This is a genomic window from Salinibacterium sp. CAN_S4 (assembly GCF_015752305.1).
Lineage (GTDB): Bacteria > Actinomycetota > Actinomycetes > Actinomycetales > Microbacteriaceae > Rhodoglobus.
The window spans coordinates 258,292-282,496 of record NZ_JADOVB010000003.1 but is presented as its reverse complement, the minus strand read 5'-3'; the positions used below and the strand labels follow the sequence as shown (position 1 = coordinate 282,496).

The 24,205-nt window shown below is 62.7% G+C and carries 20 protein-coding genes; all 20 read left to right on the top strand.

All coding sequences use genetic code 11. From position 1 onward, the window contains the following. The first annotated feature begins 31 nt into the window (after positions 1–31). Positions 32–3,913, top strand: coding sequence for a DNA-directed RNA polymerase subunit beta' (locus IWX81_RS10345; RefSeq protein WP_199281216.1), 3,882 nt, complete (start codon positions 32–34; stop codon positions 3,911–3,913). Positions 3,914–4,017: 104 nt separating this feature from the next. After that, a complete protein-coding gene (locus IWX81_RS10340) occupies positions 4,018–4,230 on the top strand; it encodes a hypothetical protein (RefSeq protein ID WP_199281215.1) in 213 nt (70 codons plus the stop codon). 241 nt (positions 4,231–4,471) lie between these two features. After that, entirely contained in the window at positions 4,472–6,136 is a 1,665-nt protein-coding gene (locus tag IWX81_RS10335; protein ID WP_199281214.1) for a GspE/PulE family protein, read from the top strand. Further along, positions 6,133–7,995, top strand: a complete 1,863-nt coding sequence (locus tag IWX81_RS10330; protein WP_334593831.1) for a type IV pilus twitching motility protein PilT — start codon at positions 6,133–6,135, stop codon at positions 7,993–7,995. The genes IWX81_RS10335 and IWX81_RS10330 overlap by 4 nt, the downstream gene beginning before the upstream one ends. After that, positions 7,995–9,227 (top strand): type II secretion system F family protein, encoded by a 1,233-nt coding sequence (locus IWX81_RS10325; RefSeq protein ID WP_199281213.1) that lies wholly within the window; start codon positions 7,995–7,997, stop codon positions 9,225–9,227. The genes IWX81_RS10330 and IWX81_RS10325 overlap by 1 nt, the downstream gene beginning before the upstream one ends. Before the next feature lie 224 nt (positions 9,228–9,451). Next, positions 9,452–9,922 (top strand): type II secretion system protein, encoded by a 471-nt coding sequence (locus IWX81_RS10320; protein ID WP_199281212.1) that lies wholly within the window; start codon positions 9,452–9,454, stop codon positions 9,920–9,922. Between the two features lie 351 nt (positions 9,923–10,273). Beyond that, complete coding sequence (locus tag IWX81_RS10315; RefSeq protein WP_199281211.1) at positions 10,274–10,750, top strand: type II secretion system protein; 477 nt, start codon at positions 10,274–10,276, stop codon at positions 10,748–10,750. Between the two features lie 100 nt (positions 10,751–10,850). Further along, complete coding sequence (locus IWX81_RS10310; RefSeq protein ID WP_199281210.1) at positions 10,851–12,245, top strand: type IV pilus modification PilV family protein; 1,395 nt, start codon at positions 10,851–10,853, stop codon at positions 12,243–12,245. A 59-nt stretch (positions 12,246–12,304) separates the two neighbouring features. After that, positions 12,305–12,976 (top strand): hypothetical protein, encoded by a 672-nt coding sequence (locus tag IWX81_RS10305; RefSeq protein ID WP_199281209.1) that lies wholly within the window; start codon positions 12,305–12,307, stop codon positions 12,974–12,976. Beyond that, positions 12,973–14,754, top strand: coding sequence for a hypothetical protein (locus tag IWX81_RS10300; RefSeq protein ID WP_199281208.1), 1,782 nt, complete (start codon positions 12,973–12,975; stop codon positions 14,752–14,754). Before IWX81_RS10305 ends, IWX81_RS10300 begins: the two co-directional genes overlap by 4 nt. Then, complete coding sequence (locus IWX81_RS10295) at positions 14,751–15,596, top strand: prepilin peptidase (RefSeq protein WP_199281207.1); 846 nt, start codon at positions 14,751–14,753, stop codon at positions 15,594–15,596. The genes IWX81_RS10300 and IWX81_RS10295 overlap by 4 nt, the downstream gene beginning before the upstream one ends. Positions 15,597–15,621: 25 nt before the next feature. Continuing rightward, a complete protein-coding gene (gene pilM, locus IWX81_RS10290) occupies positions 15,622–16,668 on the top strand; it encodes a type IV pilus assembly protein PilM (RefSeq protein WP_199281206.1) in 1,047 nt (348 codons plus the stop codon). Positions 16,669–16,682: 14 nt separating this feature from the next. Then, the gene (locus IWX81_RS10285; RefSeq protein ID WP_199281205.1) at positions 16,683–17,465 is read left to right on the top strand and encodes a hypothetical protein; all 783 of its coding nucleotides are present in this window, start codon (positions 16,683–16,685) and stop codon (positions 17,463–17,465) included. A gap of 2 nt (positions 17,466–17,467) precedes the next feature. Continuing rightward, entirely contained in the window at positions 17,468–18,160 is a 693-nt protein-coding gene (locus IWX81_RS10280) for a hypothetical protein (RefSeq protein ID WP_199281204.1), read from the top strand. A gap of 84 nt (positions 18,161–18,244) precedes the next feature. Next, positions 18,245–19,048, top strand: a complete 804-nt coding sequence (locus IWX81_RS10275; protein WP_199281203.1) for a hypothetical protein — start codon at positions 18,245–18,247, stop codon at positions 19,046–19,048. 41 nt (positions 19,049–19,089) lie between these two features. Then, positions 19,090–19,527 (top strand): DUF6121 family protein, encoded by a 438-nt coding sequence (locus tag IWX81_RS10270; protein WP_199281202.1) that lies wholly within the window; start codon positions 19,090–19,092, stop codon positions 19,525–19,527. Positions 19,528–19,793: 266 nt separating this feature from the next. Further along, positions 19,794–20,168 (top strand): 30S ribosomal protein S12, encoded by a 375-nt coding sequence (rpsL, locus tag IWX81_RS10265; protein ID WP_097060154.1) that lies wholly within the window; start codon positions 19,794–19,796, stop codon positions 20,166–20,168. Continuing rightward, positions 20,168–20,638 carry a 30S ribosomal protein S7 gene (gene rpsG, locus IWX81_RS10260; RefSeq protein WP_097060155.1) on the top strand — a complete coding sequence of 157 codons (471 nt, stop codon included), beginning with the start codon at positions 20,168–20,170 and terminating at the stop codon, positions 20,636–20,638. Before rpsL ends, rpsG begins: the two co-directional genes overlap by 1 nt. A gap of 89 nt (positions 20,639–20,727) precedes the next feature. Continuing rightward, positions 20,728–22,845 (top strand): elongation factor G, encoded by a 2,118-nt coding sequence (fusA, locus tag IWX81_RS10255; RefSeq protein ID WP_199281201.1) that lies wholly within the window; start codon positions 20,728–20,730, stop codon positions 22,843–22,845. A gap of 109 nt (positions 22,846–22,954) precedes the next feature. Continuing rightward, on the top strand, positions 22,955–24,148 hold the full coding sequence (gene tuf / locus IWX81_RS10250; protein ID WP_199281200.1) for an elongation factor Tu: 1,194 nt from the start codon (positions 22,955–22,957) through the stop codon (positions 24,146–24,148). Positions 24,149–24,205 lie beyond the last annotated feature (57 nt).

The following is a 24,205-nucleotide window of genomic DNA, read 5'->3' as shown; positions in this document are numbered from 1 at the left end:
ACAACTGCAGCTCTAAGAGAGAAGACATACATTGCTCGACGTTCACGCGTTTGACGAAATCAAGATCGGTCTCGCTACCGCCGACGACATCCGTCGCTGGTCACATGGCGAGGTCAAGAAGCCAGAAACCATCAACTACCGCACGCTCAAGCCCGAGAAGGATGGCCTCTTCGGAGAGCAGATCTTCGGACCGAGCCGTGACTGGGAGTGCTCCTGCGGCAAGTACAAGCGAGTGCGCTTCAAGGGCATCGTGTGCGAGCGCTGTGGCGTCGAGGTCACCAAGTCCTCGGTGCGCCGCGAGCGCATGGGCCACATCGAGCTCGCCGCTCCCGTAACCCACATCTGGTACTTCAAGGGTGTGCCGTCGCGACTCGGCTACCTGCTCGACATGGCGCCGAAGGACCTCGAGAAGGTCATCTACTTCGCGGCATACATGATCATTTCGGTGGACGAGGAGGGTCGTCATTCTGACCTGCCCGGCCTCGAGAACGAGATCCGTCTCGAGATCAAGACGCTCGAAGGCCAGCGCGACACGCGTATCGCCGACCGCCTCACCAAGCTCGAGGAAGACCTCGCAGCTCTCGAGGCCGAGGGCGCCAAGAGCGACCAGAAGCGTCGCGTGAAGGATGGCGCCGAGAAGGAGATGAGCCAGGCCCGCAAGTCGTTCGACGAGCAGATCAGCCAGCTCGAGCGTGTCTGGGACGACTTCCGCAGCCTGAAGGTCGGAGACCTCAAGCCCGAGGATTCCGTCTTCCAGGAGCTGCAGGATCGCTTCGGCACCTACTTCGAGGCCTACATGGGCGCCGAGGCCATTCAGAAGCGCCTCCAGGCGTTCGACCTGGAGACCGAGAGCGTCGACCTTCACGACCAGATCGCCAACGGCAAGGGCCAGAAGAAGATCCGCGCCATCAAGCGACTGCGCGTGGTCAACTCCTTCCTCCAGACCGGCAACTCGCCGGCCGCCATGGTGCTCGAGGTCGTCCCGGTCATCCCGCCCGAGCTTCGCCCGATGGTGCAGCTCGACGGTGGCCGCTTCGCGACCTCCGACCTCAACGACCTCTACCGTCGTGTCATCAACCGCAACAACCGCCTGCGTCGCCTGCTCGACCTCGGTGCTCCCGAGATCATCGTGAACAACGAGAAGCGCATGCTGCAGGAGGCCGTTGACGCACTGTTCGACAACGGTCGTCGTGGACGCCCCGTCACCGGTACCGGCAACCGTGCCCTCAAGTCACTGAGCGACATGCTCAAGGGCAAGCAGGGTCGATTCCGCCAGAACCTGCTCGGAAAGCGCGTCGACTACTCCGGTCGTTCGGTCATCATCGTCGGCCCGCAGCTCAAGCTCCACCAGTGTGGTCTGCCCAAGCAGATGGCACTCGAGCTGTTCAAGCCGTTCGTGATCAAGCGCCTCATCGACCTCAGCCACGCTCAGAACATCAAGAGCGCCAAGCGCATGGTCGAGAGGAGCCGCCCGCAGGTCTGGGACGTGCTCGAGGAGATCATCCGCGAGCGCCCGGTGCTGCTGAACCGCGCACCAACGCTTCACCGACTCGGCATCCAGGCCTTCGAGCCCCAGCTGGTCGAGGGTAAGGCCATCCAGCTCCACCCGCTCGTGTGTGCTGCGTTCAACGCAGACTTCGACGGCGACCAGATGGCTGTGCACCTTCCGCTGTCGGTCGAGGCGCAGGCCGAGGCACGCGTGCTCATGCTCGCGAGCAACAACATCCTGAAGCCGTCAGACGGCCGACCGGTGACCCTGCCCACACAGGACATGATCATCGGCCTGCACCACCTGACCACGCTCAAGGACGGCGGTGAGGGTGAGGGCCGTGCGTTCTCGTCCGTCGCTGAAGCGATCCTCGCGTTCGACCAGCACTCGCTGAACCTGAACTCGAAGGTGCGCATCCGTCTCGAGAACGTGCACTTCGCCGAAGGTGAAGCTCCCGAGGGCTTCGTGCAGGGCAAGACCGTCCTGATGAACACGACCCTCGGTCGCGCACTGTTCAACGAGGCACTTCCCGCCGACTACCCCTACATCGAGGCCGTGGCCGACAAGGGCCAGATCTCTGCGATCGTCAACGACCTCGCAGAGCGGTACCCGAAGGTGGAGGTCGCAGCAGCACTCGACCGCATCAAGGACGCCGGATTCCACTGGGCCACCCGCTCGGGTGTGACAGTGGCGCTCAGCGACATCGTGACCCCGCCGAACAAGCCGGAGATCATCGCCGGCTACGAGAAGCAGGCCGCGAAGGTCCAGGACCAGTTCGACAAGGGACTCACGACCGACGCCGAGCGTCGCCAGGAGCTCATCGAGATCTGGAACAAGGCCACCGCCGAGGTCGCCACCGCCATGCAGGACAACTTCGCCTCAGACAACAACATCAACCGCATGGTGTCGTCTGGTGCTCGTGGTAACTGGATGCAGGTTCGCCAGATCGCCGGTATGCGCGGGCTCGTGTCGAACCCGAAGGGTGAGATCATCCCTCGCCCGATCGTGCACTCCTACAAGGAGGGCCTGACCGTGGCCGAGTACTTCATCTCGACCCACGGTGCTCGCAAGGGACTGGCCGACACGGCGCTTCGTACCGCCGACTCCGGCTACCTGACGCGTCGACTCGTCGACGTCTCGCAGGATGTCATCATCCGTGAAGACGACTGTGGCACCAGCAAGGGCCTCGACATGCCGATCGCGGCACAGGATGCCGCCGGCAACTGGGTGCTCGACAGCAACGTCGAGAACTCGGTCTACGCGCGCAGCCTCGCTGCTGACGCGGTCGACGAGAAGGGCAAGGTCATCGCCCCCGCCGGAGCCGATGTCGGAGACGTCCTGCTCGACACCCTGGTGTCGGCCGGAGTCAACAACATCAAGGTGCGTTCGGTGCTCACATGTGAGTCCGTCGTCGGGGTGTGCGCGGTCTGCTACGGTCGCTCGCTCGCAACCGGACTGCTCGTCGACATCGGTGAGGCCGTCGGTATCATCGCGGCCCAGTCGATCGGTGAGCCCGGAACGCAGCTCACCATGCGTACCTTCCACACGGGTGGTGTTGCGTCGGCAGACGACATCACGCAGGGCCTTCCCCGCGTGACCGAGCTGTTCGAGGCTCGTACCCCCAAGGGTGCGTCGCCCATCGCCGAGGCTGCAGGTCGTATCACCATCGAGGACACGGATCGGGCTCGCCGCCTCATCCTGACTCCAGACAACGGTGACGAGCCTGTCGCATACCCGGTGCTTCGCCGTGCCACCCTCCTCATCGAGGATGGACAGCACGTCGATCTCGGCCAGCAGCTGCACGTCGGAAACCTCGACCCGAAGGAAGTTCTTCGCGTCAAGGGTGTCCGTGCCGTGCAGCTCCACCTGGTCGACGGTGTGCAGGGTGTGTACCGCTCGCAGGGTGTGCCGATCCACGACAAGCACATCGAGGTCATCGTCCGCCAGATGCTCCGTAAGGTGACCGTGGTCGACCACGGTGACACCGGGTTGCTGCCGGGTGAGCTCGTCGACCGCCTCAAGTACAACGAGCTGAACCGCGCTGCTCTCACCGAGGGCAAGGCAACGGCTTCGGCCCGCCAGGAGGTCATGGGTATCACCAAGGCTTCGCTCGCGACCGAGTCGTGGCTGTCGGCCGCGTCGTTCCAGGAGACCACGCGTGTTCTCACGCAGGCCGCCATGGAGGGCAAGTCCGACCCGCTGATGGGCCTCAAGGAGAACGTCATCATCGGAAAGCTCATCCCGGCCGGCACGGGTCTCCCGCGCTACCGCGATGTGTCTGTGGAGGCAACGGAAGAAGCCAAGGCCGAGCGCTACCCGAACCGCATCTTCACTGATGACTCGGTGTTCAGCGAAAGCGACCTGAGCTTCGTCGATTTCGACAGCTTCAGCTCGGATGACAGCACCCCGGGAACCTACAACTAGAGTTCTCACCCAGAATGGCCCGTCACTTCGGTGGCGGGCCATCCTGCATTTAAGCGGCGCACAAGCCCTTGACGCTATGCACACACGATTCAAGACTGGACAGTATGAGCAATCCAGAGAGCGCGTCAGAACAGTACGACGGCGGCAATGACCGCGACATCGAAGCGAAGCAGAACGAGCCGGTGGGCGAGAGCGAGGCCCTGTCCGACGATGCCATCGACGCCTCGAAGGTGGAGGTGCTCCCTGGCACAGGGGGCCCGGATGACGTCGGGTACACCGAGGTCGAACCGGAGGATTACAACAGGACCGGCCACTGATCCACAGGCACGACTGACAGGTCAGCGATGGCTCACCACTTCGGTGGTGGGGCATCGCTGCAGTTAAGGGGTTCACCCGGCGATGCACCCCGCGTTAACCCGGTAGACACACCTGTCCGTGCCCCCGTACTGGGTGTGGTGGGGCATTCGAGGTGCCGACTACTTTGGCCTTACTGCCCCATCAATTCTCATGAATGTCGTTGCCGGGGGGCCTCGACAATCCCATCGTGAGGAGTCCCCCTTGGCTTCACTAACTGAAATTCTCATCCTTCGCGGGGTGGTGCCGATCGAGCAGGTCGACAGCATCTCCGGCGAATGGGGCGAGGATGAAGATTCCGTCAAAAACCTCGTCGAGCAAGGGCTCGTCACCGAGGTCCAGCTCGCCTCGGCCCGTGCGATGCAGGCCGAATTGCCCTTCGTGGAACTCGTCGAGTACCCGGTCGATCGCAACGCGGTCTCCCGAGTGCCAGCCGTTATGTGCCGTCGCTACCAGGTGCTTCCGATCGACATCATCGAGGGCGTTCTTACTCTCGCCATGGTCGACCCCGGCAACGTTTTCGCCGTCGATGATGTGCGGGCCGCTGCACGAATGCAGATCCGTGCTGTCGTGGCCGCGCCCAGCGATCTCAAGGCCGCGATCGACCGCTACCACCGTGCAGACGACGAACTCAACGACCTGACGACCGCCCTCGAGGAGGAGACCGGCAGTGAGGTCGTTGCCGTCAACCAGGAGGAGACGGCCGACGACGCACCGATCGTCAGGTTCGTGAACCTGATCATCAGCCAGGCCATCCAGGACAAGGCCTCGGACATCCACATCGAGCCGGGCGAGCACGAGATGCATGTGCGGTACCGCATCGACGGCGTGCTGCACGAGATGCAGTCGGCGCCCAAGGCCATCCAGAACGGCGTGACATCCCGCCTCAAGATCATGGCCGAGATCGACATCGCAGAACGTCGCAAGCCTCAGGATGGCCGCATCTCGGTGCGTCATGCCGGCCGCAAGATCGACCTCCGCGTCGCGACGCTGCCCGTCGTGTGGGGCGAGAAGGTCGTCATGCGAATCCTGGACAACAACGCCGGGACGCTCGCGATGGAGAACCTCGCGCTATCGCCGCGCAACTTCGAGGCATACCAGTCGTCGTATACGAAGCCCTACGGCATGATCCTCGTCACGGGCCCGACCGGTTCGGGTAAGTCGACCACGCTGTACACGACCCTCAGCACCGTCGCCAAGCCGGAGATCAACGTCATCACCGTCGAAGACCCGGTCGAGTTCAGGATGAAGGGCATCAACCAGGTCCAGGTGAACCCGAAAGCGGGCTTGACCTTCGCGAGTGCGCTGCGCTCCATCCTGCGATCCGACCCCGACGTCGTGCTCATCGGTGAGATCCGAGACCACGAGACCGCGCAGATCGCTATCGAAGCGTCGCTCACTGGCCACCTCGTGCTCTCCACGCTTCACACCAACGACGCGCCGAGCGCCATCACCCGACTGACCGAAATGGATATCGAGCCCTTCCTCGTGGGCTCGGCGATCGACTGTGTGGTCGCCCAGCGACTGGCGCGACGACTGTGCGAGCGCTGCCGCGAACCGTACCTTCACGACGTCTACGAACTCGAGGCTCTGCGGTTCGGGTGGGATCGCAGCATGCCCGTTCCGACCCTGTTCCGACCGGTCGGTTGCTCGAACTGCTCGAACACTGGGTACCGCGGCCGCATCGCACTGCACGAGGTGATGATCGTGACGGAGGAGATAGAACGCCTCGCGGTGGTTCGGGCATCCAGTGCTGAAATCACCAAGGTCGCCATCGACCAGGGGATGCACACCCTTCGCCTTGACGGCTGGGAGAAAGCCAAGATCGGGCTCACGTCCGTCGAAGAGATTATGAGAGTGGTGGTATGAGCAAGCCAGTGTACGAAATTCCGTCAGAGCCCGATGCCGAGTGGCCTAACGCTGGTGGTCGCCGTCGTGCTGCCGCCGAGCCGCTGTCGTTCGATGAGATCATGCGCCCACGTGGGGGAGAGGGAGTTCAGGATGCCGCGGCCGCCGCTCCCGCTCCTGGCCCGTCAGTCCCGCCGGTGAATATGCCCGCCCCGGGATACACGGCACCACCTGCACCGGTCGTCGCCCCAGCCTTCGCGGCACAGCCGGCTCCGATGGCTGCACCCGCGCCCGGCGTGAGCGCTGCCGCCAGACTTGCGGCTCCACCCGTCTTCGAGCTCGATGCTGTCGCTCCCGCCGCGCCTTCGATGAGCGCCAGTCCCGTTGCGCACCTCGCACCGCCAGTGCTGTCCGCCCCGGTCGCTGCACCCGTACAGGCCCCGGTCGCTCCCATGCAGGTCGCTCCGGTCCAGGGGACGCCTGCCGGTGTGAACACCCGAGAGGCGCTGACCCAGGTGCTCGCGGCAGCCCCGGCGGCACCGAAAGCCACCCTCCCGACCGAGCTCCCTCGCCAGGCGGCCCCCGTGCAGCAGGAAGTACCGGTCGCAGCTCCCCGCTCCGAGGCACCGACAATGGCCTATCCTCAGCAGGCACCCCCTGCTCCACCGCGCCAGGCCGAGGTCGCGCCAGCGGCTGCAGTCTCGCCTGGTGCACCGGCTCCCGGCGACGGTCAGGAGGGAAGCGATCCCCGCATCGTGCAGGCGCTCAATGCCGTCGTCATCGCTCTCGCGTCCGACCTCCACGTGTCTGCCGGAGCTCCACCCATGATCCGCGTCGACGGTGGGCTCAGGCCGATCGCCGAGGCACCGGTCTGGGATCCGGACGACCTGCGCGCGGCGCTGTACAGCATCATGTCGGAGGCGCAGCATGAGATCTTCGAGCGGGAGCTCGAACTCGACTTCGCATACACGCTCTCTGACACTGCCCGGTTCCGGGTCAACATCTACCAGCAGCGCGAAGCGCTCGGCGGAGCGTTCCGACTCATCCCGACAGAGATCAAGCAGCTTCACGAACTGGGCGTCCCGGATACCGTGGGCAACTTCGCGAAGCTCCCCCGAGGACTCGTCCTGGTCACGGGTCCGACCGGTTCCGGCAAGTCGACAACACTCGCGGCTCTGGTCGATCTCGTCAACCGCACGCGTGCCGACCACATCATGACGGTCGAAGACCCCATCGAGTTTCTGCACACGAACCGCAAATCCCTCGTCAACCAACGTGAGGTCGGGCACGACACCCACTCCTTCGGCGCGGCTCTCAAGCACGTTCTGCGCCAGGACCCGGATGTGATCCTCGTGGGTGAGCTTCGAGATCTCGAGACGATCTCGGTGGCGCTGACGGCTGCCGAGACCGGCCACCTCGTGTTCGCGACACTCCATACTCAGGATGCCGGCCAGACCATCGACCGAATGATCGACGTCTTCCCACCCCACCAGCAGGGCCAGGTGCGCACCCAGTTGGCCGCGACCCTGCAAGGAGTCGTGTGCCAGACCCTCGTGAAGCGCGCGAGTGGCCGAGGTCGTGTCGTCGCCACCGAGGTGCTCGTGACCACCCCGGCCGTGGCAAACCTCATCCGGGAAGGCAAGACCTACCAGATCGCCACCGCCATGCAGGCGGGCCGCGCGCTCGGTATGCACACCATGGACCAGCACCTCGCCGAACTCGTCAATGAGGGGCTCATCACGAGCAAAGCGGCGATGGAAAAAGCGCAGGATGCTGACGCTCTTCAGCGCCTCGTCCACCGTGTCGATATGTCGGCGGCGCCGGAAGACTTCAACGCCAGCGACAGGTTCGAAGACACGCTCGAGAAGGGACGCCACTGATGTCAACAGCCGTTAAAACGTTTGATTACAAGAGCCGCGATAGTTCCGGAAAGCTCGTCAAGGGCCGGCTCGAGGCTCCCACCGAAGGTGCGGTGGTCTCGAAGCTGAAAGTCATGGGCCTAGCTCCCGTCGACATTCGCGAGTCTGTCGGTGGTACGGGGCTCCAGAAAGATCTCTCTCTCAGTTTCCTGGAGAAGGGCGTTGGGCTGAAGGACCTGGCGGTGATGTCCCGTCAGATGTCGACCATGACAGGGGCCGGCCTGTCGCTGTTGAAGACCCTGACGATCCTCGCCGACCAGACCCAGAACAAGAAGCTCGCCGCCATCATGGTCAGGGTGTCTGCCGATGTCGAAGCCGGGGCCTCGTTCTCACAGGCTCTGTCGAAACATCCCGTCGACTTCCCGCCTCTCATGATCAGCATGGTCAGGGCGGGAGAAACCGGCGGATTCCTCGACCGGGCGCTCGATTCGCTTGCCGACAACTTCGAGAAGGAAGCCAACCTCCGCTCGACCGTGAAGTCGGCCCTCACCTATCCGGTCATGGTGCTCATCATGTCCATGTTGGCGGTGGTGCTGATGCTCATCTTCATCGTGCCGGTGTTCAAGACGATGTTCGAGGGCCTTGGCGGCGCCCTTCCACTTCCCACCCAGGTTCTGGTGACCCTGTCGGAATCTATGCCGATCGTTGCACCAGTGCTGATTGTTGTCGGCTTGGGCTCATCGTTCTGGTGGCGTGCGAACAAGAACACCGAGCGAGTCCGCAAAGTCATCGACCCCGTGAAGCTCAGACTGCCCGTTTTCGGTGGACTCATGAAGAAGATCGCGGTGGCTCGATTCACCCGCAACTTCGCCAACATGATTGGCTCGGGCGTGCCGATTCTGCAGGCATTGAACGTCGTCGGCGAGACCTCGGGAAACTGGGTGATCGAACGGGCAACAAAAAATATCGCTGACGCAGTTCGCCAGGGACGCTCCATCGCGGAGCCTCTGGCCAAGGAGCCGGTCTTTCCCTCGATGGTGGTTCAGATGATCGCGGTGGGCGAGGACTCCGGCGCTATGGAGATCATGCTGAACAAGGTCTCGGATTTCTATGACGCTGAGGTGAAAGCATCCACGGAGGCCCTCACCTCCCTTATCGAGCCTCTTATGATCGCCTTTCTGGGCGTCGTCGTTGGTGGCATGGTCGTCGCGCTTTACCTTCCGATCTTCTCGATCGCGACCGCTATCAAATAGAACCTGCGTTGAGGATGGGCGCCGCGATCGCGGCGCCCATTCCATCGTTAAGTCGCTCGAGCGTCGGTCCACGATGACCCGCCTTTTGGGGTGGCGAGGTATGGCAAAACCCCCCGGTTACGGGATGCACCGGCAGAGTCCAGTTCCTTTAGCGTGAGAATGACGGGCCAGAACCGTGGGGGGACGGCTCGCGCCCACATCACATACTCAGAATGGAATACACCATGATCCGCATTCAGAATGCACTCACGGCCCGTCGCGCAGCACTGCGCGAAGGCGACCGCGGGTTCACGCTCATCGAGCTGCTCGTCGTCGTCATCATCATCGGCATCCTCGCCGCGATCGCGATCCCGATTTTCATCGGTGTCCAGAACAACGCCAAAGACTCAGGCGTCAAGTCCGATATCGCCAACGCGAAGATCGCCGTTGTGGCGTACTTCACCGAGAAGGGGGCCAACCCGACGGCACTTACTCTCGCCGCCGGGCTCGACGCCAAGTACGGCTACACCCCGCCGGCTGCGAACGTGGGGAACTACGGAACCATCCCGTCCATCACCAGCGGGACCGGCACGAACGCCGGGAAGTTCTGCATCTCCGGCATCAGCTCCACGACAAAGTCCTTCGCGACGAGCGAGACCGGGGGAGTGGTCTCCGGTACGTGCAGCGGATTCACACTCAACGCCACCACACCGTAACAATCACAAGCGCTGTGCGCGCGTGCTGACGTGCACACGGTGCAGGCTCACCACGACGACCCTCGGTGAATTCACGGCCAGTTCAGGCCGCGTATCCACCGGGGGTCGTTCCGCGTTTCGCGCCCGGGCGCCACCTGGATACCTCTGGCTTCAGCCTGAGACCGCCAGGACCATACGGCCTCGTCACTAGACCGCTCCGATGACCCGCTGACTGGGGGCAGTAATACTCCAAAAACCCCCCACTTGCGGGATGCACGGGGGGTGTCGTCGCCCAATATGTTTTAGCAGTCGGGTCATAACCGTGGGGGGACGGCTCGCATTCCTTGTCAAATACTCAGAATGGAATACATCATGATCCGCATTCAGAATGCACTCACGGCCCGTCGCGCAGCACTGCGCGAAGGTGACCGCGGGTTCACGCTCATCGAGCTGCTCGTCGTCGTCATCATCATCGGCATCCTCGCCGCGATCGCCATCCCGATCTACATCGGTGTCCAGAACAACGCCAAAGACTCAGGCGTCAAGTCCGACGTCACGAACGCCAAGATCGCTGTCGTCGCTTACTTCACCGAGAAGGGCACCAACCCCGCTGCATTGACCGTCGTTGCTGGACTCGACGCCAAATACGGCTACAGCGTTCCTGCCGCTGCCGGAAACTACGCCAGCCCGGGCTCCATCCCGACCATCAACATCGGAACCGGCACGGACGTCGGTAAGTTCTGCATCTCCGCGGTCAGCGTCACGACCAAGTCCTTCGCCACCACCGAAACCGGTGGAGTGGTCTCGGGTACCTGCACGGGCATCGTGCTCAACGCAACCACCCCGTAACACCTAGAAGTCCAGGCCGTATGGGGCACTGCTGAGGCAGTGCCCCATACGGGCACATCCGGGTCGGCCCGTCTCGCAATCCATTCAGGGGAGGAACATCATGAAGGCACTCAGGTCTCGGCTCGCCGCTGCGCAACGCGGTGACGCAGGGCTCGGCATGATCGAGGTCATCGTCGCTCTCGCCATCTTCATGGTGGTTGCGATCGGAATCGCGTACTCGGCCATCTCCACTCTCAGGATCGCCGCCGACTCCGAGTCCCGCGTCATTGCTACAAACCTCGCGGCCAGCGAAATCGATAATGCTCGGGCCGCCGGCGATCCACTCGATCTCTTCAGCAACACCCGCACCGTGACGGTCAACGGGATGGTGTACACCATCGCTCGCACTGCAGGTTGGGTGTCGTCCACCGGCACCAGCTCGGGTTGCGGCACCGGAACCGGAGCCCTGCAGTACAAGCAGGTCGACGTGAAGGTCTCCTGGCCCACCCAGATTTCAGCGACCCAGGCGGTCAGGGCGAATACGCTTGTAGCTCCGGTCTCCCGGCTGAACGACCCCAGCTTCGGAACGATCCTCGTGTCTGTACTCGCTGCCGCAGGCACCGGAGCCTCAGGAGTTCCGATCTCGGTCGCGTTCAGCGGAGGAGGTGCTGCGGTCGCCATGGATCCCACCGACTCAGACGGTTGCAGCTACGCCTTCAAAGTCACCCCGGGCACCTATGTCGTGTCGATCAACAAGTCCGGCTACATCAGTTCCGACCAGAAGAGCTCGCCTTCGGTGAGCCTCGAGGTCAAGGCCGGAGATACCCTGAGCGCCCAGTTCAGCTACGACCTGGCAGCGAGGTTCAACCTCAACTACGCCAGCAACTTCCCCTTGGTGTCGAACGAGCTGCGGCCAAACAATCTCGATACCACGTTCATCAGCACCTACGGCTCGTTCGTGAACTCGACCGGCACGCCATCAATGCTGTCGCTACATCCCTTCAGCTCGGGATACACAACGATCGCTGGCAAATACGTTACGCCTATCGCTGCCACCCCTTCGAGCGCTGCCGTAGCGGGGTGCCTTTCTCCGGATCCAAGTTCATGGCCCGCCGGGACCGTCAATGGAGTAAATCTCGCTGCCGGCGAACAATCCCCCGCAGTAGCCGCAGGCCCGGGCCTTACCGCCAACATGAACATTCCCATGGGTGTGTTCTCCCTGAGGTACACGGGGGCCGACGACCGATACTTCGTGGCGGAGTCGATCGCTCCCTCCGCTGGCTCTGGAGATCCCGGCTGTGACGTCCCCATGAGGTATGTCTTCAGCGAGAAGCTCGACGACAACAAGGACTACAACCTCGCTTTGCCTTACGGCACCTGGAAGCTATCGACATCCAACAACAGCTCGGGTACAGGTAGCTTGGCTGGTGTTGTCGACTCCATCGTCGGAGCGCTCCTGGGCGGCCCGCCCCCCACGGCAACGTCGTTTACCCTCGACCCGCGGGTGCCGCAATGATCGCCGCACTTCGGCGGAGGCTCCGGACCTCCGACCGTAGCGACAGTGGCCTGTCACTGATGGAATTGATCGTGTCCATGGCACTCACCACCCTCGTGCTCTCGATGGTCGTCGGCTTCTTCGTGCAGATCACCTCAGCCACGATCAAAGCAAACGAGTCCCGAAGCACAACTGCCCTCGGCTCAAATATCGCGAACGAGCTTGCCGATGTCATCAGGCCGGCTACCACTCTTCGGGTCGTCGGTTCGACTGCACCGGATCCTGCCCTCGTTGCAGCGACAAACACGTCTCTCACGATCTATGCGTTTGCGGACAACACTTCCAGCAATGTCCGGCCCATTCGCGTCAGCTTCTCGCAGGACGCGAAAAAGCAATTGGTCGAGAAGCGCTGGAATGCGACGACGAATGCCACGACCGGATTATGGGAGTTTCCCGCCCTGGGCGCGACACCCGCGTCCACCCGGGTCTTCCCCGGTGCTCTTATCGACCCATCCGTGGCGGTTGGCGCGGGTGCAAGCGAAACTGCCCCGCTCTTTGTCTATCTGGATTCCGCTTCCCAGGTTGTGGTTCCATCCGGCACCGGGCTCACTCTCGCCCAACGCAGCACCATCGCTGCCATCAGGTTCACGGTTCGAACGCGCACCGACACATCCGCGACCGCGCAACCCGTCGCGATCCAGAACACGGTCGGGATGCCCAATCTCGGCTTACAGAGCAAGGACGACTCGTGAGACTCTCTTTCCTGAATAGGTTCCGCTCGGACAGCGGCTATGCGCTTCCCGCCGTGATCATTCTGTCTGCGGTGATGCTCGTGCTGGTTACGGGCTCCCTGAGCGTCACGTCAAGCGGCATGGTCAAGGCGGACGACGACCAGGATGCCGGCGGTGCGCTGGCCGCCGCCTACGCGGGAGTCGCTGAGTATCAGAGCAGGCTGTCGAACGACAGTACCTACCAGAAGTACGGCAACAGTGCGTCTCTGTATACGAGTTCGCCTGCCAGCACGGTGAGTCTGCCTACCGGAGCTGCAGCAAATCCCGCATTCGGAGTGCTGGCGACCGACGCGTGGGCCATCGTTCCCGGCAGCGACAACAGAGCCAGCTACCGCTACGAGATCAACAACAGCCAGTACGGCACGTCGGGCGTTATCAAGCTTCGCGTGACCGGCAAGGTCGGCAATGTCACCCGCACCATCGTCGCTGATCTTCGCCAGAAGGGCTTCCTCGACTTCCTTTACTTCACCGATTTCGAGACTCTCGACCCGGACATCTTCGGCGGTACCGATTGTGACAGGTACGCGTGGGCGAATCCGGCCAGGCCCGTTGCGTGCCAAAAAATCCAGTTCGGTGCGGCTGATACCATCAACGGTCCACTTCACACCAACGACCGACTGTCGATTTGCGGTTCTACCTTCAACGGAGACGTGACGAGTGCATCGACCCTCGCATTCTCGAACGAGTGCACCGGCACAGCTATCCGTTGGAACGGCAGCGCGAACGCGGTCATCAAGGCGCCGGCTTACCGTTCGGCGATCACTATTCCACCCACGAACTCTCAGCTCCGCAAAGAGGCACGAAACGACCTCAGCACCGACGTGCCACGACCGGGTTGCCTTTACACCGGTCCGACGGAAATAACTCTGAACAGCGACGGCACAATGACCGTGTCGTCACCGTGGACCAAGTACACCAACATCTCATTGACTCCCGGCATCTCGAGCGCGAATCCGGCCCAGTGCGGAACCCTCAGTGCTCTGCGCAGCGCCGCAGGCGCGACCATCCCAGTGCTGGAAAAAAACCTGATCTACGTGCAGAACGTGCCCAACGACACCAGTGACGTCAACTACTCTGCCGGCCTTCCCACAAACTTCGTTTGTTCGGGCTCGGGCCGCGACCAATCGTGGTCGTTTCGCGGCACAACGTTTCCGATGGCCGGAGAGTCGCGCCCCGCAACCTCATCGACAACCGCCCCGGCCTACGGTTGCAAGAATGGCGACGCCTTCGTCAAGGGCACGCTGGCTGGCGAGTTGACCATCGGTTCCGAGAACTACGTGTACGTGACCGGCGATGTCAAGTACGCGAACGCCGAGAGCTCGATTCTCGGTCTGATTGGGCAGAACGCTGTGTGGGTCTACAACCCGATGGCGTTCACCTACAACAGCTCGGGAACCATCACCGGCAGTACAGCAGTGCTGCCCGCAGCGGGCGGGCGCACGATCCAGGCAGCGGTGCTGTCTGTGGCGCACACGATCATGGTGCAGAACTACCAGTACGGCGGCCAGCGAGGCACGCTGACGGTCCTGGGAGCACTGGCCCAGAAGTTCCGTGGAACGGTGGCGACTACGAGCGGTGGAAGCATCGTGAACGGCTACGCCAAGTCGTATACCTACGACGAACGGCTGAGATTCACCGCGCCCCCGAAGTTCCTGACCCCGGTTTCGACCACGTACGGCGTGACACAGTACGCCTCAGTGAATAGCGCGTTCACGCCTCAAGGGGCGAAGATCCCATGACCGAGGCGCTGTCGCTCGCGGTTGCCCTGACGGCGCTGGTCGCCGTCATGGGCTCAGCCATCGGCTCGTTCCTGAACGTCGTCATCTATCGGGTTCCGCTGGGGCTTTCTGTCGTCGCGCCGCCGTCGGCCTGCCCCGGATGCTCGTCAGGGATAAGCCCGCGCGACAATGTCCCCGTCCTGTCGTGGGTCGCCCTTCGCGGCAAGTGCCGCAATTGCCGCACCTCGATTTCCGTGCGTTATCCGATCGTCGAAGCCGTGACCGGCATCCTGTTTATCGTCGTCGCCCTTCGATTCCTTCCAGCACTGACAGCGTCATCCTCGGTGACCGAGGTCGTCTCGGGTGTGCTTGTGCTGGTCGCATTCCTTTACTTCATGGCGACCAGCGTCGCGCTGTCGGCAATCGATCTCGATGTGCACCGACTTCCGGATCGGATAGTGCTTCCCGGGTACCTGGTCGGCGCGGTCCTTCTGGGCGCCGCCGCTCTCACCGTCGGTGACGTTGGCGCTCTGATCCGGTTGGCAGCGGGTGGGGCCATTTTCTTTGTTTTCTACCTGGTGCTGGCATTTGCCTATCCCGGGGGAATGGGACTCGGCGACGTCAAGCTCGCTGGAGTCATCGGCATCTTCCTGGGATTCCTCGGTTGGGAGCAGCTCATCGTCGGAGCCGCCGCCGCGTTCATCCTGGGCGGCATAGCTTCAGCAGTACTCATCATCATCCGCAAGGCGGGACGCCGATCAGGCATTCCGTTCGGGCCCTGGATGCTCGGGGGAGCATGGGTCGCAATCGTTGCGGGCAGCACCATAGCGGGCGCGTATCTCTCGCTCGTCGGATTGAACTGACCAGTAGGGACAACAGGGGGAAGAAATGGCGAGATCAGTAGTGGGGCTCGACTTCGGAGCGGGCATCGTGCGCGCCGCCGAGGTGAGTGAACAGAGCAAGCCTCGACCGAAGCTATTGCGATACCACGAAGCCCAGTTGCCTCAAGGGTCAGCGCAGCGCGGTGAGGTCCTGGAGATCGATACGGTCGCGTCTACGCTGAAGCAGTTGTGGTCCCGCGGAGGGTTCAAGTCCAAGGATGTGATCCTCGGTGTGGGGAACCAACGCGTTCTCGCCCGCGATCTCACCGTGCCGAAGATGCCCCTCCAGCAGATCAGGGAATCGCTGCCGTTCCAGGTGCAGGAGATGCTGCCGGTGCCGGTGGCTGATGCCCTGCTCGACTTCTACCCGGTATCCGAGGCGGTCACCGAGGCCGGCCCCGTCATCCACGGACTGCTGGTCGCCGCCGTCAAGGAATCGGTGATGAGCAACGTGCAGGCCGTGCAGGCGGCCGGGCTGAACCCGATCGAGGTCGACCTGATTCCTTTCGCTCTGTCGAGGGCTCTGCTCTCAGCTGCCAACGCGAAGGAAACGGTCGGAATGATCCACGTCGGATCGGTCACCACGACTGTGGTGGTGGCATCCGGCGGTACCCCGCAGTTTGTCAGGATCATCCCCAACGGTGGAAACGACGTGACGGCAGCCCTGGTCAGCAGGTTCGATATTGCCGACGCCCAGGCCGAACAGGTCAAACGCGGCTTCGGACTGACCCAGGACAATTCGAGCCCGGAATGGGCTCCCGCGATCGAAACGATCCGCGAGGTGACCGGAGACCTGCTCAACAGCGTCAGGAACACCATCAGCTTCTATATCAACACCAGGCCGACAACACCGATCCGTCGGTTGGTGATCGGCGGCGGTGGTGCCCAACTCGCAGGATTCGGAACGGCGTTGAGCGAAATCACGCGAATTCCCGTCTCAGACGCAGATCCCTTCGAAAGATTCACCATCGCTCGAACAGTCGATTCCGCGTTGCTCGAAGCTTCTCGACCCAATCTCGCCGTAGCACTCGGCCTGACAATCGGAGGTAAGTGATGAGCGCCCCCACAATGACTCGCCCTGACCAGGATTCTGGAGACGACAAGAACGAGAAGAAAGCGTCGAGCTTTCTCTCCATGAGCATCGGTGGACGCGGCAGCGGGACACCGAAGGCTAAGCCACTTTCACTCGGCGGCGCTCCTCGCGCAGACCTTCTGCCGCCGGAGGTGGGTGAAGGTAATCGCGCGAAGTCTGTACGTCGCGGACTCAAGCTCGGCATCCTCGGAGTGCTTGTCATCGTGCTGGCCGCGACTGGTGGAGCGTGGTTCCTTGCCTTCATAGCGCACAACAATCTGATTGCATCGCAGGACGAGACAGTGGTGCTTCTGGCAGATCAGGCGGCCCATGCCGAGGTGCGTGATGTGAAGAACAACGTGGCTGTGTCGAAAGCTGCCCAGGAAGTGGGAGGGTCGACGGAGATCGACTGGAAGACCTACCTGCTGGCGCTCCAGGCAACCCTGCCGGCCGGCGTTATCGTGACCGGTGTCGACACCGATACAGCGTCTCCCGTCACGGACTTCGCGCAGTCCACAGTTCCGCTCGAAGGTGGCCGAATCGGCACATTGGTCTTCGCTGCGGCGAGTCCCACGCTCCCGTCGATCCCCACCTGGCTGAACGGCCTCAAGTCCCTCCCGGGATTCGTCGATGCGGTCCCGAATAGCGTCACCCAGCAAACTGACGGCTCATACACGGCGTCGATCACGATGCATATCAATGCCGAGGCGTACTCGGGAAGATTCGCTCCGAAGCTCCCTGACGCGGAAGCTACAGCGACAGCAGAGGACGGCAACTGATCATGCGTAACCGGATTTTCATCATCGCCAGCGTGATCGGCATGGTCGCCGTGCTCCTCGCAGGATGGTTCCTCGGAATCAGTCCTCAGCTCAGCGCTGCCGCAACGGACGATTCGCAGCGAGTCACGGTCGATGGGCAGAACGACGCGCTCCGAGTGGTCGTGACGCAGCTCATTGCCGATGAGAAGGATCTGCCCAAGTGGAAGGCCGACCTGAGTGTGCTGCAGCGGTCCATACCTCGCACGGCTGATACCTCCACCTTCATCGATGATCTCAACGGAATCGCGGTTGCCACAGGAGCTGCCGTGAGTTCCATCGTTTTGACGGACGCAGAAGCGTACGTGCCGCCTGCGTCGGCTGCCCCGGCTGCTCCCGCGCCAACCGACGCCGCGGCAACAGAACCCGTTATCGATCCCGCTGCCCCCGCTGTTGCCGCAGTCGACCCCCTGGTGCCCTCCGCTGTGACCAACGGGCTGGTGACGACGGAGAACTTCGTACTCGTCCCGATCACGATCCAGACCAAGGGTACATACGAACAGGTTCTCGACTTCGTCAGTGGCGTCCAAAACGGCAGCCGTCTGTTCCTGGCCACCGGGTTCACCAGCGAGATCGGCGAAGATGGTGTCACCACCGGCACCACCACCGGATACATCTACGTACTGCTCAACCAGTTCGACCCGACGGCCGCGAAGTAACTGCTTGCGAAGTGTCAGGGGGCGTTGCGATGCGCCCCCTGACTAGACTGGACGCCGACTGGCAGATAGGCATGAGGAGCAGCGATGACCGCAACCACCCCGGATTCCGGAAACCACACCCCGGGTGCAACACCGGCGCACACTGACACCCACGACGATGCTGTGCAGGAAGCCGTCATCGTCGATGAGCCGTCGCAGACGCCCGTGTACGACGAACTGGTCATAGAGGACGACGACTCGACAGTCGTCGAACAGGATGTCGTTCACACGTCCGCGAGCGAGCCCATCGCGGCGACGGCCGACCCCGCTGCTGTCCGTACCGAGGTTCCTCCCGTCGCCGCTCCGCAGCAGGTCGTCTACGTTCAGGCGCCGGCCGCACCGCGCAATCGCGGCAATCGTGGCGTCGGTACGCTGATCGCCGCACTCTCCGCCCTCATCTTCGTCGCGCTGCTCGCGGTCGTCACCGCCATCATCCAGTACGCGGGTTCGGGCCGATTCGATTTCGCCTTCCTTACGCAGACGCAGTTCTACATCCCGATGCTGTTCTTCGTGCTGGCGTTCGTGTTGCTTGTGCTCCTCGTCAACCGCGGGGCTTGGTGGGCGTACATCGTCGGCAGCGTGCTGGTGGCGCTCGCCGTGTACTTCGGCACGATCGGCCTCGGGCTGCTTTCGACCGGGGTCATCTCCAACACGCCGTCAGAAGCCAACGCCCGCTTCGCCGCGCAGCTCTCCAACCCCTTCGTCATCGCCTCGGCCCTGCTGGCCCGCGAGGTCTCCCTCTGGTTCGGTGCGCTCATCAGCCGTCGCGGCCGGAGTGTCAAGGCGCGCAACGCGAACGCCCGTGAGACGTACGAGCGCGAGCTCGCCGAGCGTCGCGCCCAGGGCTGAGAGACGCGGTAGCGGTCACGAGCAACGATTCCGCCGCCGGGATGGCGCGCACGGGGCTGGCGGTCTTCGCCACGGTGGCCTATCTCGCCGCGCTCATCGCGCTGTGGGGCATCCTGAGTGTCATCGTCGATCGTGACGTCATTGACTATGTGGATGCCGGCCCGCTGCTCGGCCCGTCGATGGTGATCGCCGCCCTCCTGGTGACCTTCGCGTCAGTCCGCACCGTCACGATCGCCCCCAGGCCCGCCCGCGTCGTGGTCGGAGCCGCAGTGCTCGCGTTCGTGGCGATGCTGCTGGTGGGGGCTGTGGGCTACAGCATCACTCGCGGTGATTTCGGGTGGATCCCCGCCGCCACCGTCCACTTCGCGCTCGCGCCGTTCGTGCCGGGGGCCGCCGTGCTCTCGGCGGTCGTAGTTGCTGCCTCGAAAGCTGTCTCAGGGCGACCCCCGGACGGGCGCTCCGAGAGCGGAATCATTTGACCGCCGCTCCGGATGGGACTATTCTTTTCGAGGTGTGCGCTTTGTCGTGCGCCTGAATCGTGCCATGGCACAGATCAGGCTCATGCGCCTCGCACCAAGGGTTCGTTCTTCGAGCGGCCCCCACGGCATACCCGCAAATTTTCTCCCAAGGAAGCCAGCGGGTCCAGATGAACTCGCGCGGCCCGGTTCCTGTCACTAGGAGCAGGCCACGCGAATGCTAACCATCAAGACGCTGTCACCGTGCAGCAACAACAAGGAGTTATTTAGTGCCCACCATTCAGCAGTTGGTGCGAAAGGGCCGTTCGCCGAAGGTCGTCAAGACCAAGGCTCCCGCCCTGAAGTCCAACCCGCAGCAGCGCGGCGTTTGCACCCGCGTCTACACCACCACCCCGAAGAAGCCGAACTCGGCTCTTCGCAAGGTCGCCCGCGTCAAGCTCTCCAACGGCACCGAGGTCACCGCCTACATCCCTGGTGAAGGCCACAACCTGCAGGAGCACTCGATGGTGCTCATCCGCGGCGGTCGAGTCAAAGACCTCCCCGGCGTTCGCTACAAGATCGTTCGTGGCGCACTCGACACCCAGGCAGTCAAGAACCGCAAGCAGGCCCGCAGCCTCTACGGCGCCAAGAAGGATAAGAAGTAATGCCTCGTAAAGGTCCAGCACCGAAGCGTCCCGTAGTAGCGGACCCGGTCTACGGCGCTCCCATCGTGAGCCAGCTCGTCAATAAGATCCTGCTCGATGGCAAGAAGGGTCTTGCAGAGCGCATCGTTTACGGCGCACTCGAGGGCGTTTCCGCCAAGAACGGTGCGGATGCTGTCGTCACCCTCAAGAAGGCGCTCGACAACGTCCGCCCGACCCTCGAGGTCAAGTCACGCCGCGTTGGTGGCTCGACGTACCAGGTGCCGGTCGAGGTCAAGTCGCACCGCGCCAACACCCTCGCGCTTCGCTGGTTGACCAGCTACGCGAAGGGCCGTCGTGAAAAGACGATGACAGAGCGACTCACCAACGAGATCCTCGACGCATCGAACGGTCTCGGAGCAGCAGTCAAGCGCCGCGAAGACACCCACAAGATGGCAGAGTCGAACAAGGCATTCGCGCACTACCGCTGGTAGCCATTCATCACTGATCGGGCGGGACCGGATTTCCGATCCCGCCCGCTCGATGAGTCCAGCGTTCATTACACAAACTTTCGGAGGAACCCGTGGCACAGGACGTGCTCACCGACCTGAACAAGGTCCGCAACATCGGCATCATGGCTCACATCGATGCTGGCAAGACCACGACGACCGAGCGCATCCTGTTCTACACGGGCATCACCCACAAAATCGGCGAGGTGCACGATGGTGCGGCGACGATGGACTGGATGGCGCAGGAGCAGGAGCGTGGCATCACGATCACCTCTGCTGCCACCACGTGTTTCTGGGACAAGCACCAGATCAACATCATCGACACCCCAGGCCACGTCGACTTCACCGTGGAGGTGGAGCGTTCGCTCCGCGTTCTCGACGGCGCAGTCGCAGTGTTCGACGGCAAGGAGGGCGTTGAGCCCCAGTCCGAGACCGTCTGGCGCCAGGCCGACAAGTACGACGTCCCCCGCATTTGCTTCGTCAACAAGATGGACAAGCTCGGCGCCGACTTCTACTTCACCGTCGACACGATCATCAAGCGCCTCGGCGCCAAGCCGCTGGTCATCCAGCTGCCGATCGGCTTCGAGAACACCTTCGAAGGTGTTGTCGACCTGGTCGAAATGCGTGCACTCACGTGGCGTGGAGACTCCAAGGGTGACGTCGAGATGGGCGCCAAGTACGCCGTCGAAGAGATCCCCGCGGACCTCGTCGAGAAGGCCAACGAGTACCGCACCGCGCTGCTTGAGGTCGTCGCCGAGACCGATGACGCGCTCCTGGAGCGCTTCATGGAGGGTGACACCGACTTCTCGGTGGCCGAGATCAAGAAGGCCATCCGCAAGCTCACCGTCAACAGCGAGATCTACCCGGTTCTCTGTGGTTCAGCTTTCAAGAACCGCGGCGTCCAGCCGATGCTCGATGCTGTCGTCGACTACCTCCCCAGCCCGCTCGACGTGCCGGCGACCGAGGGACACGACGTTCGTGACGAAGAGAAGATCGTCGAGCGCCACCCCGACTCCACCGAGCCGTTCGCCGCGCTCGCGTTCAAGGTCGCAGTCCACCCGTTCTTCGGTCGACTGACCTACATCCGCGTGTACTCGGGTCAGGCTGACTCCGGTGCTCAGCTGATCAACTCGACCAAGGGCAAGAAGGAGCGCATCGGGAAGATCTTCCAGATGCACGCCAACAAGGAAAACCCTGTCGACAGCGTCACCGCCGGTCACATCTACGCGGTCATCGGCCTCAAGGACACGACCACGGGTGACACCCTGTGCGACCCGAACAACCAGGTGGTTCTCGAGTCGATGACCTTCCCCGAGCCTGTCATCGAGGTCGCTATCGAGCCGAAGACGAAGGCCGACCAGGAGAAGCTGGGTATCGCCATCCAGAAGCTCGCCGAGGAAGACCCGACGTTCCGCACAGAGCAGAACCAGGACACCGGCCAGACGGTCATCAAGGGAATGGGCGAGCTTCACCTCGACATCCTCGTCGACCGTATGAAGCGCGAGTTCAACGTCGAGGCGAACGTCGGCAAGCCGCAGGTGGCCTACCGCGAGACGATTCGTCGCATCGTCGACAAGCACGACTACACCCACAAGAAGCAGACCGGTGGATCCGGCCAGTTCGCGAAGGTGCAGATCTCGCTCGAGCCACTCGAAGTGACTCCTGACACGATCTACGAATTCGAGAACAAGGTCACCGGTGGTCGCATCCCGCGTGAGTACATCGGTTCCATCGACCAGGGTTTCCAGGCGTCGATGGCAGTGGGCGTTCTCGCCGGCTACCCGATGGTCGGCGTCAAGGGAATCATCCTCGATGGTGCTGCCCACGATGTGGACTCGTCAGAAATGGCGTTCAAGATCGCCGGTTCGATGGCATTCAAGGAAGCGGCCCGCAAGGCCGACCCCGTGCTGCTCGAGCCGCTCATGGCCGTCGAGGTCCGTACCCCCGAGGAATACATGGGGGACGTCATCGGCGACCTGAACTCGCGTCGTGGCCAGATCCAGTCGATGGAAGATGCGACTGGCGTCAAGGTCGTCACGGCCAAGGTGCCCCTGTCGGAGATGTTCGGTTACGTCGGCGACCTGAGGTCCAAGACCTCGGGACGCGCCGTGTACTCGATGACCTTCGACAGCTACTCGGAAGTTCCCCGCGCGGTAGCTGACGAGATCATTCAGAAGAACAAGGGCGAGTAACAGCCCTGCACCCGCGGCTCACCGAGCCCGAGTAACATAACAACACACAAACCGCGAAGCATCCGATAACAATCGGATGCCCAGCAACGAGTCCTGAGGAGGACCCACAGTGGCTAAGGCCAAGTTCGAGCGGACCAAGCCGCACGTAAACATCGGTACCATCGGGCACGTCGACCACGGCAAGACCACGCTGACGGCCGCGATCTCGAAGGTGCTTGCTGACAAGTTCCCGTCCGCGACCAACGTTCAGCGCGACTTCGCGTCGATCGACTCGGCTCCGGAAGAGCGCCAGCGCGGTATCACGATCAACATCTCGCACGTCGAGTACGAGACGCCTAAGCGTCACTACGCTCACGTCGATGCACCCGGCCACGCCGACTACATCAAGAACATGATCACCGGTGCTGCACAGATGGACGGCGCGATCCTCGTGGTTGCCGCTACCGACGGCCCCATGGCTCAGACGCGCGAGCACGTGCTTCTGGCCAAGCAGGTCGGCGTGCCGTACCTGCTCGTCGCACTCAACAAGTCCGACATGGTCGACGACGAAGAGATCCTCGAGCTCGTCGAGCTCGAGGTCCGTGAGCTGCTCGCAGCCCAGGGCTTCGATGGCGACAACGCACCCGTGGTGCGCGTGTCCGGCCTCAAGGCTCTCGAGGGTGACGAGAAGTGGACCCAGTCCATCCTCGACCTCATGGAGGCCGTGGACGACAACGTTCCCGACCCCGTGCGCGACAAGGACAAGCCCTTCCTCATGCCGATCGAGGACGTCTTCACGATCACCGGTCGTGGAACCGTCGTGACGGGCCGCGCCGAGCGTGGAACCCTCGCGATCAACTCGGACGTCGAGATCGTCGGAATCCGCCCGACCCAGAAGACCACGGTCACTGGTATCGAGATGTTCCACAAGCAGCTCGACGAGGCATGGGCCGGCGAGAACTGTGGTCTGCTGCTCCGCGGAACCAAGCGTGAAGACGTCGAGCGCGGCCAGGTTGTCGTCAAGCCCGGTTCGGTCACCCCTCACACGAACTTCGAGGGAACCGCGTACATCCTGTCCAAGGATGAGGGTGGGCGTCACAACCCGTTCTACGCGAACTACCGCCCGCAGTTCTACTTCCGCACCACCGACGTCACCGGCGTCATCACGCTGCCCGAGGGCACCGAGATGGTCATGCCCGGCGACACCACCGAAATGACCGTTGAGCTGATTCAGCCCATCGCCATGGAGGAGGGCCTCGGCTTCGCCATCCGCGAGGGTGGCCGCACCGTCGGTGCAGGCAAGGTCGTCAAGGTACTCAAGTAGTCCCTTAGTGTTACCCCAGCAGGGCCGCACCTTCGGGTGCGGCCCTGCTGTCGTTAA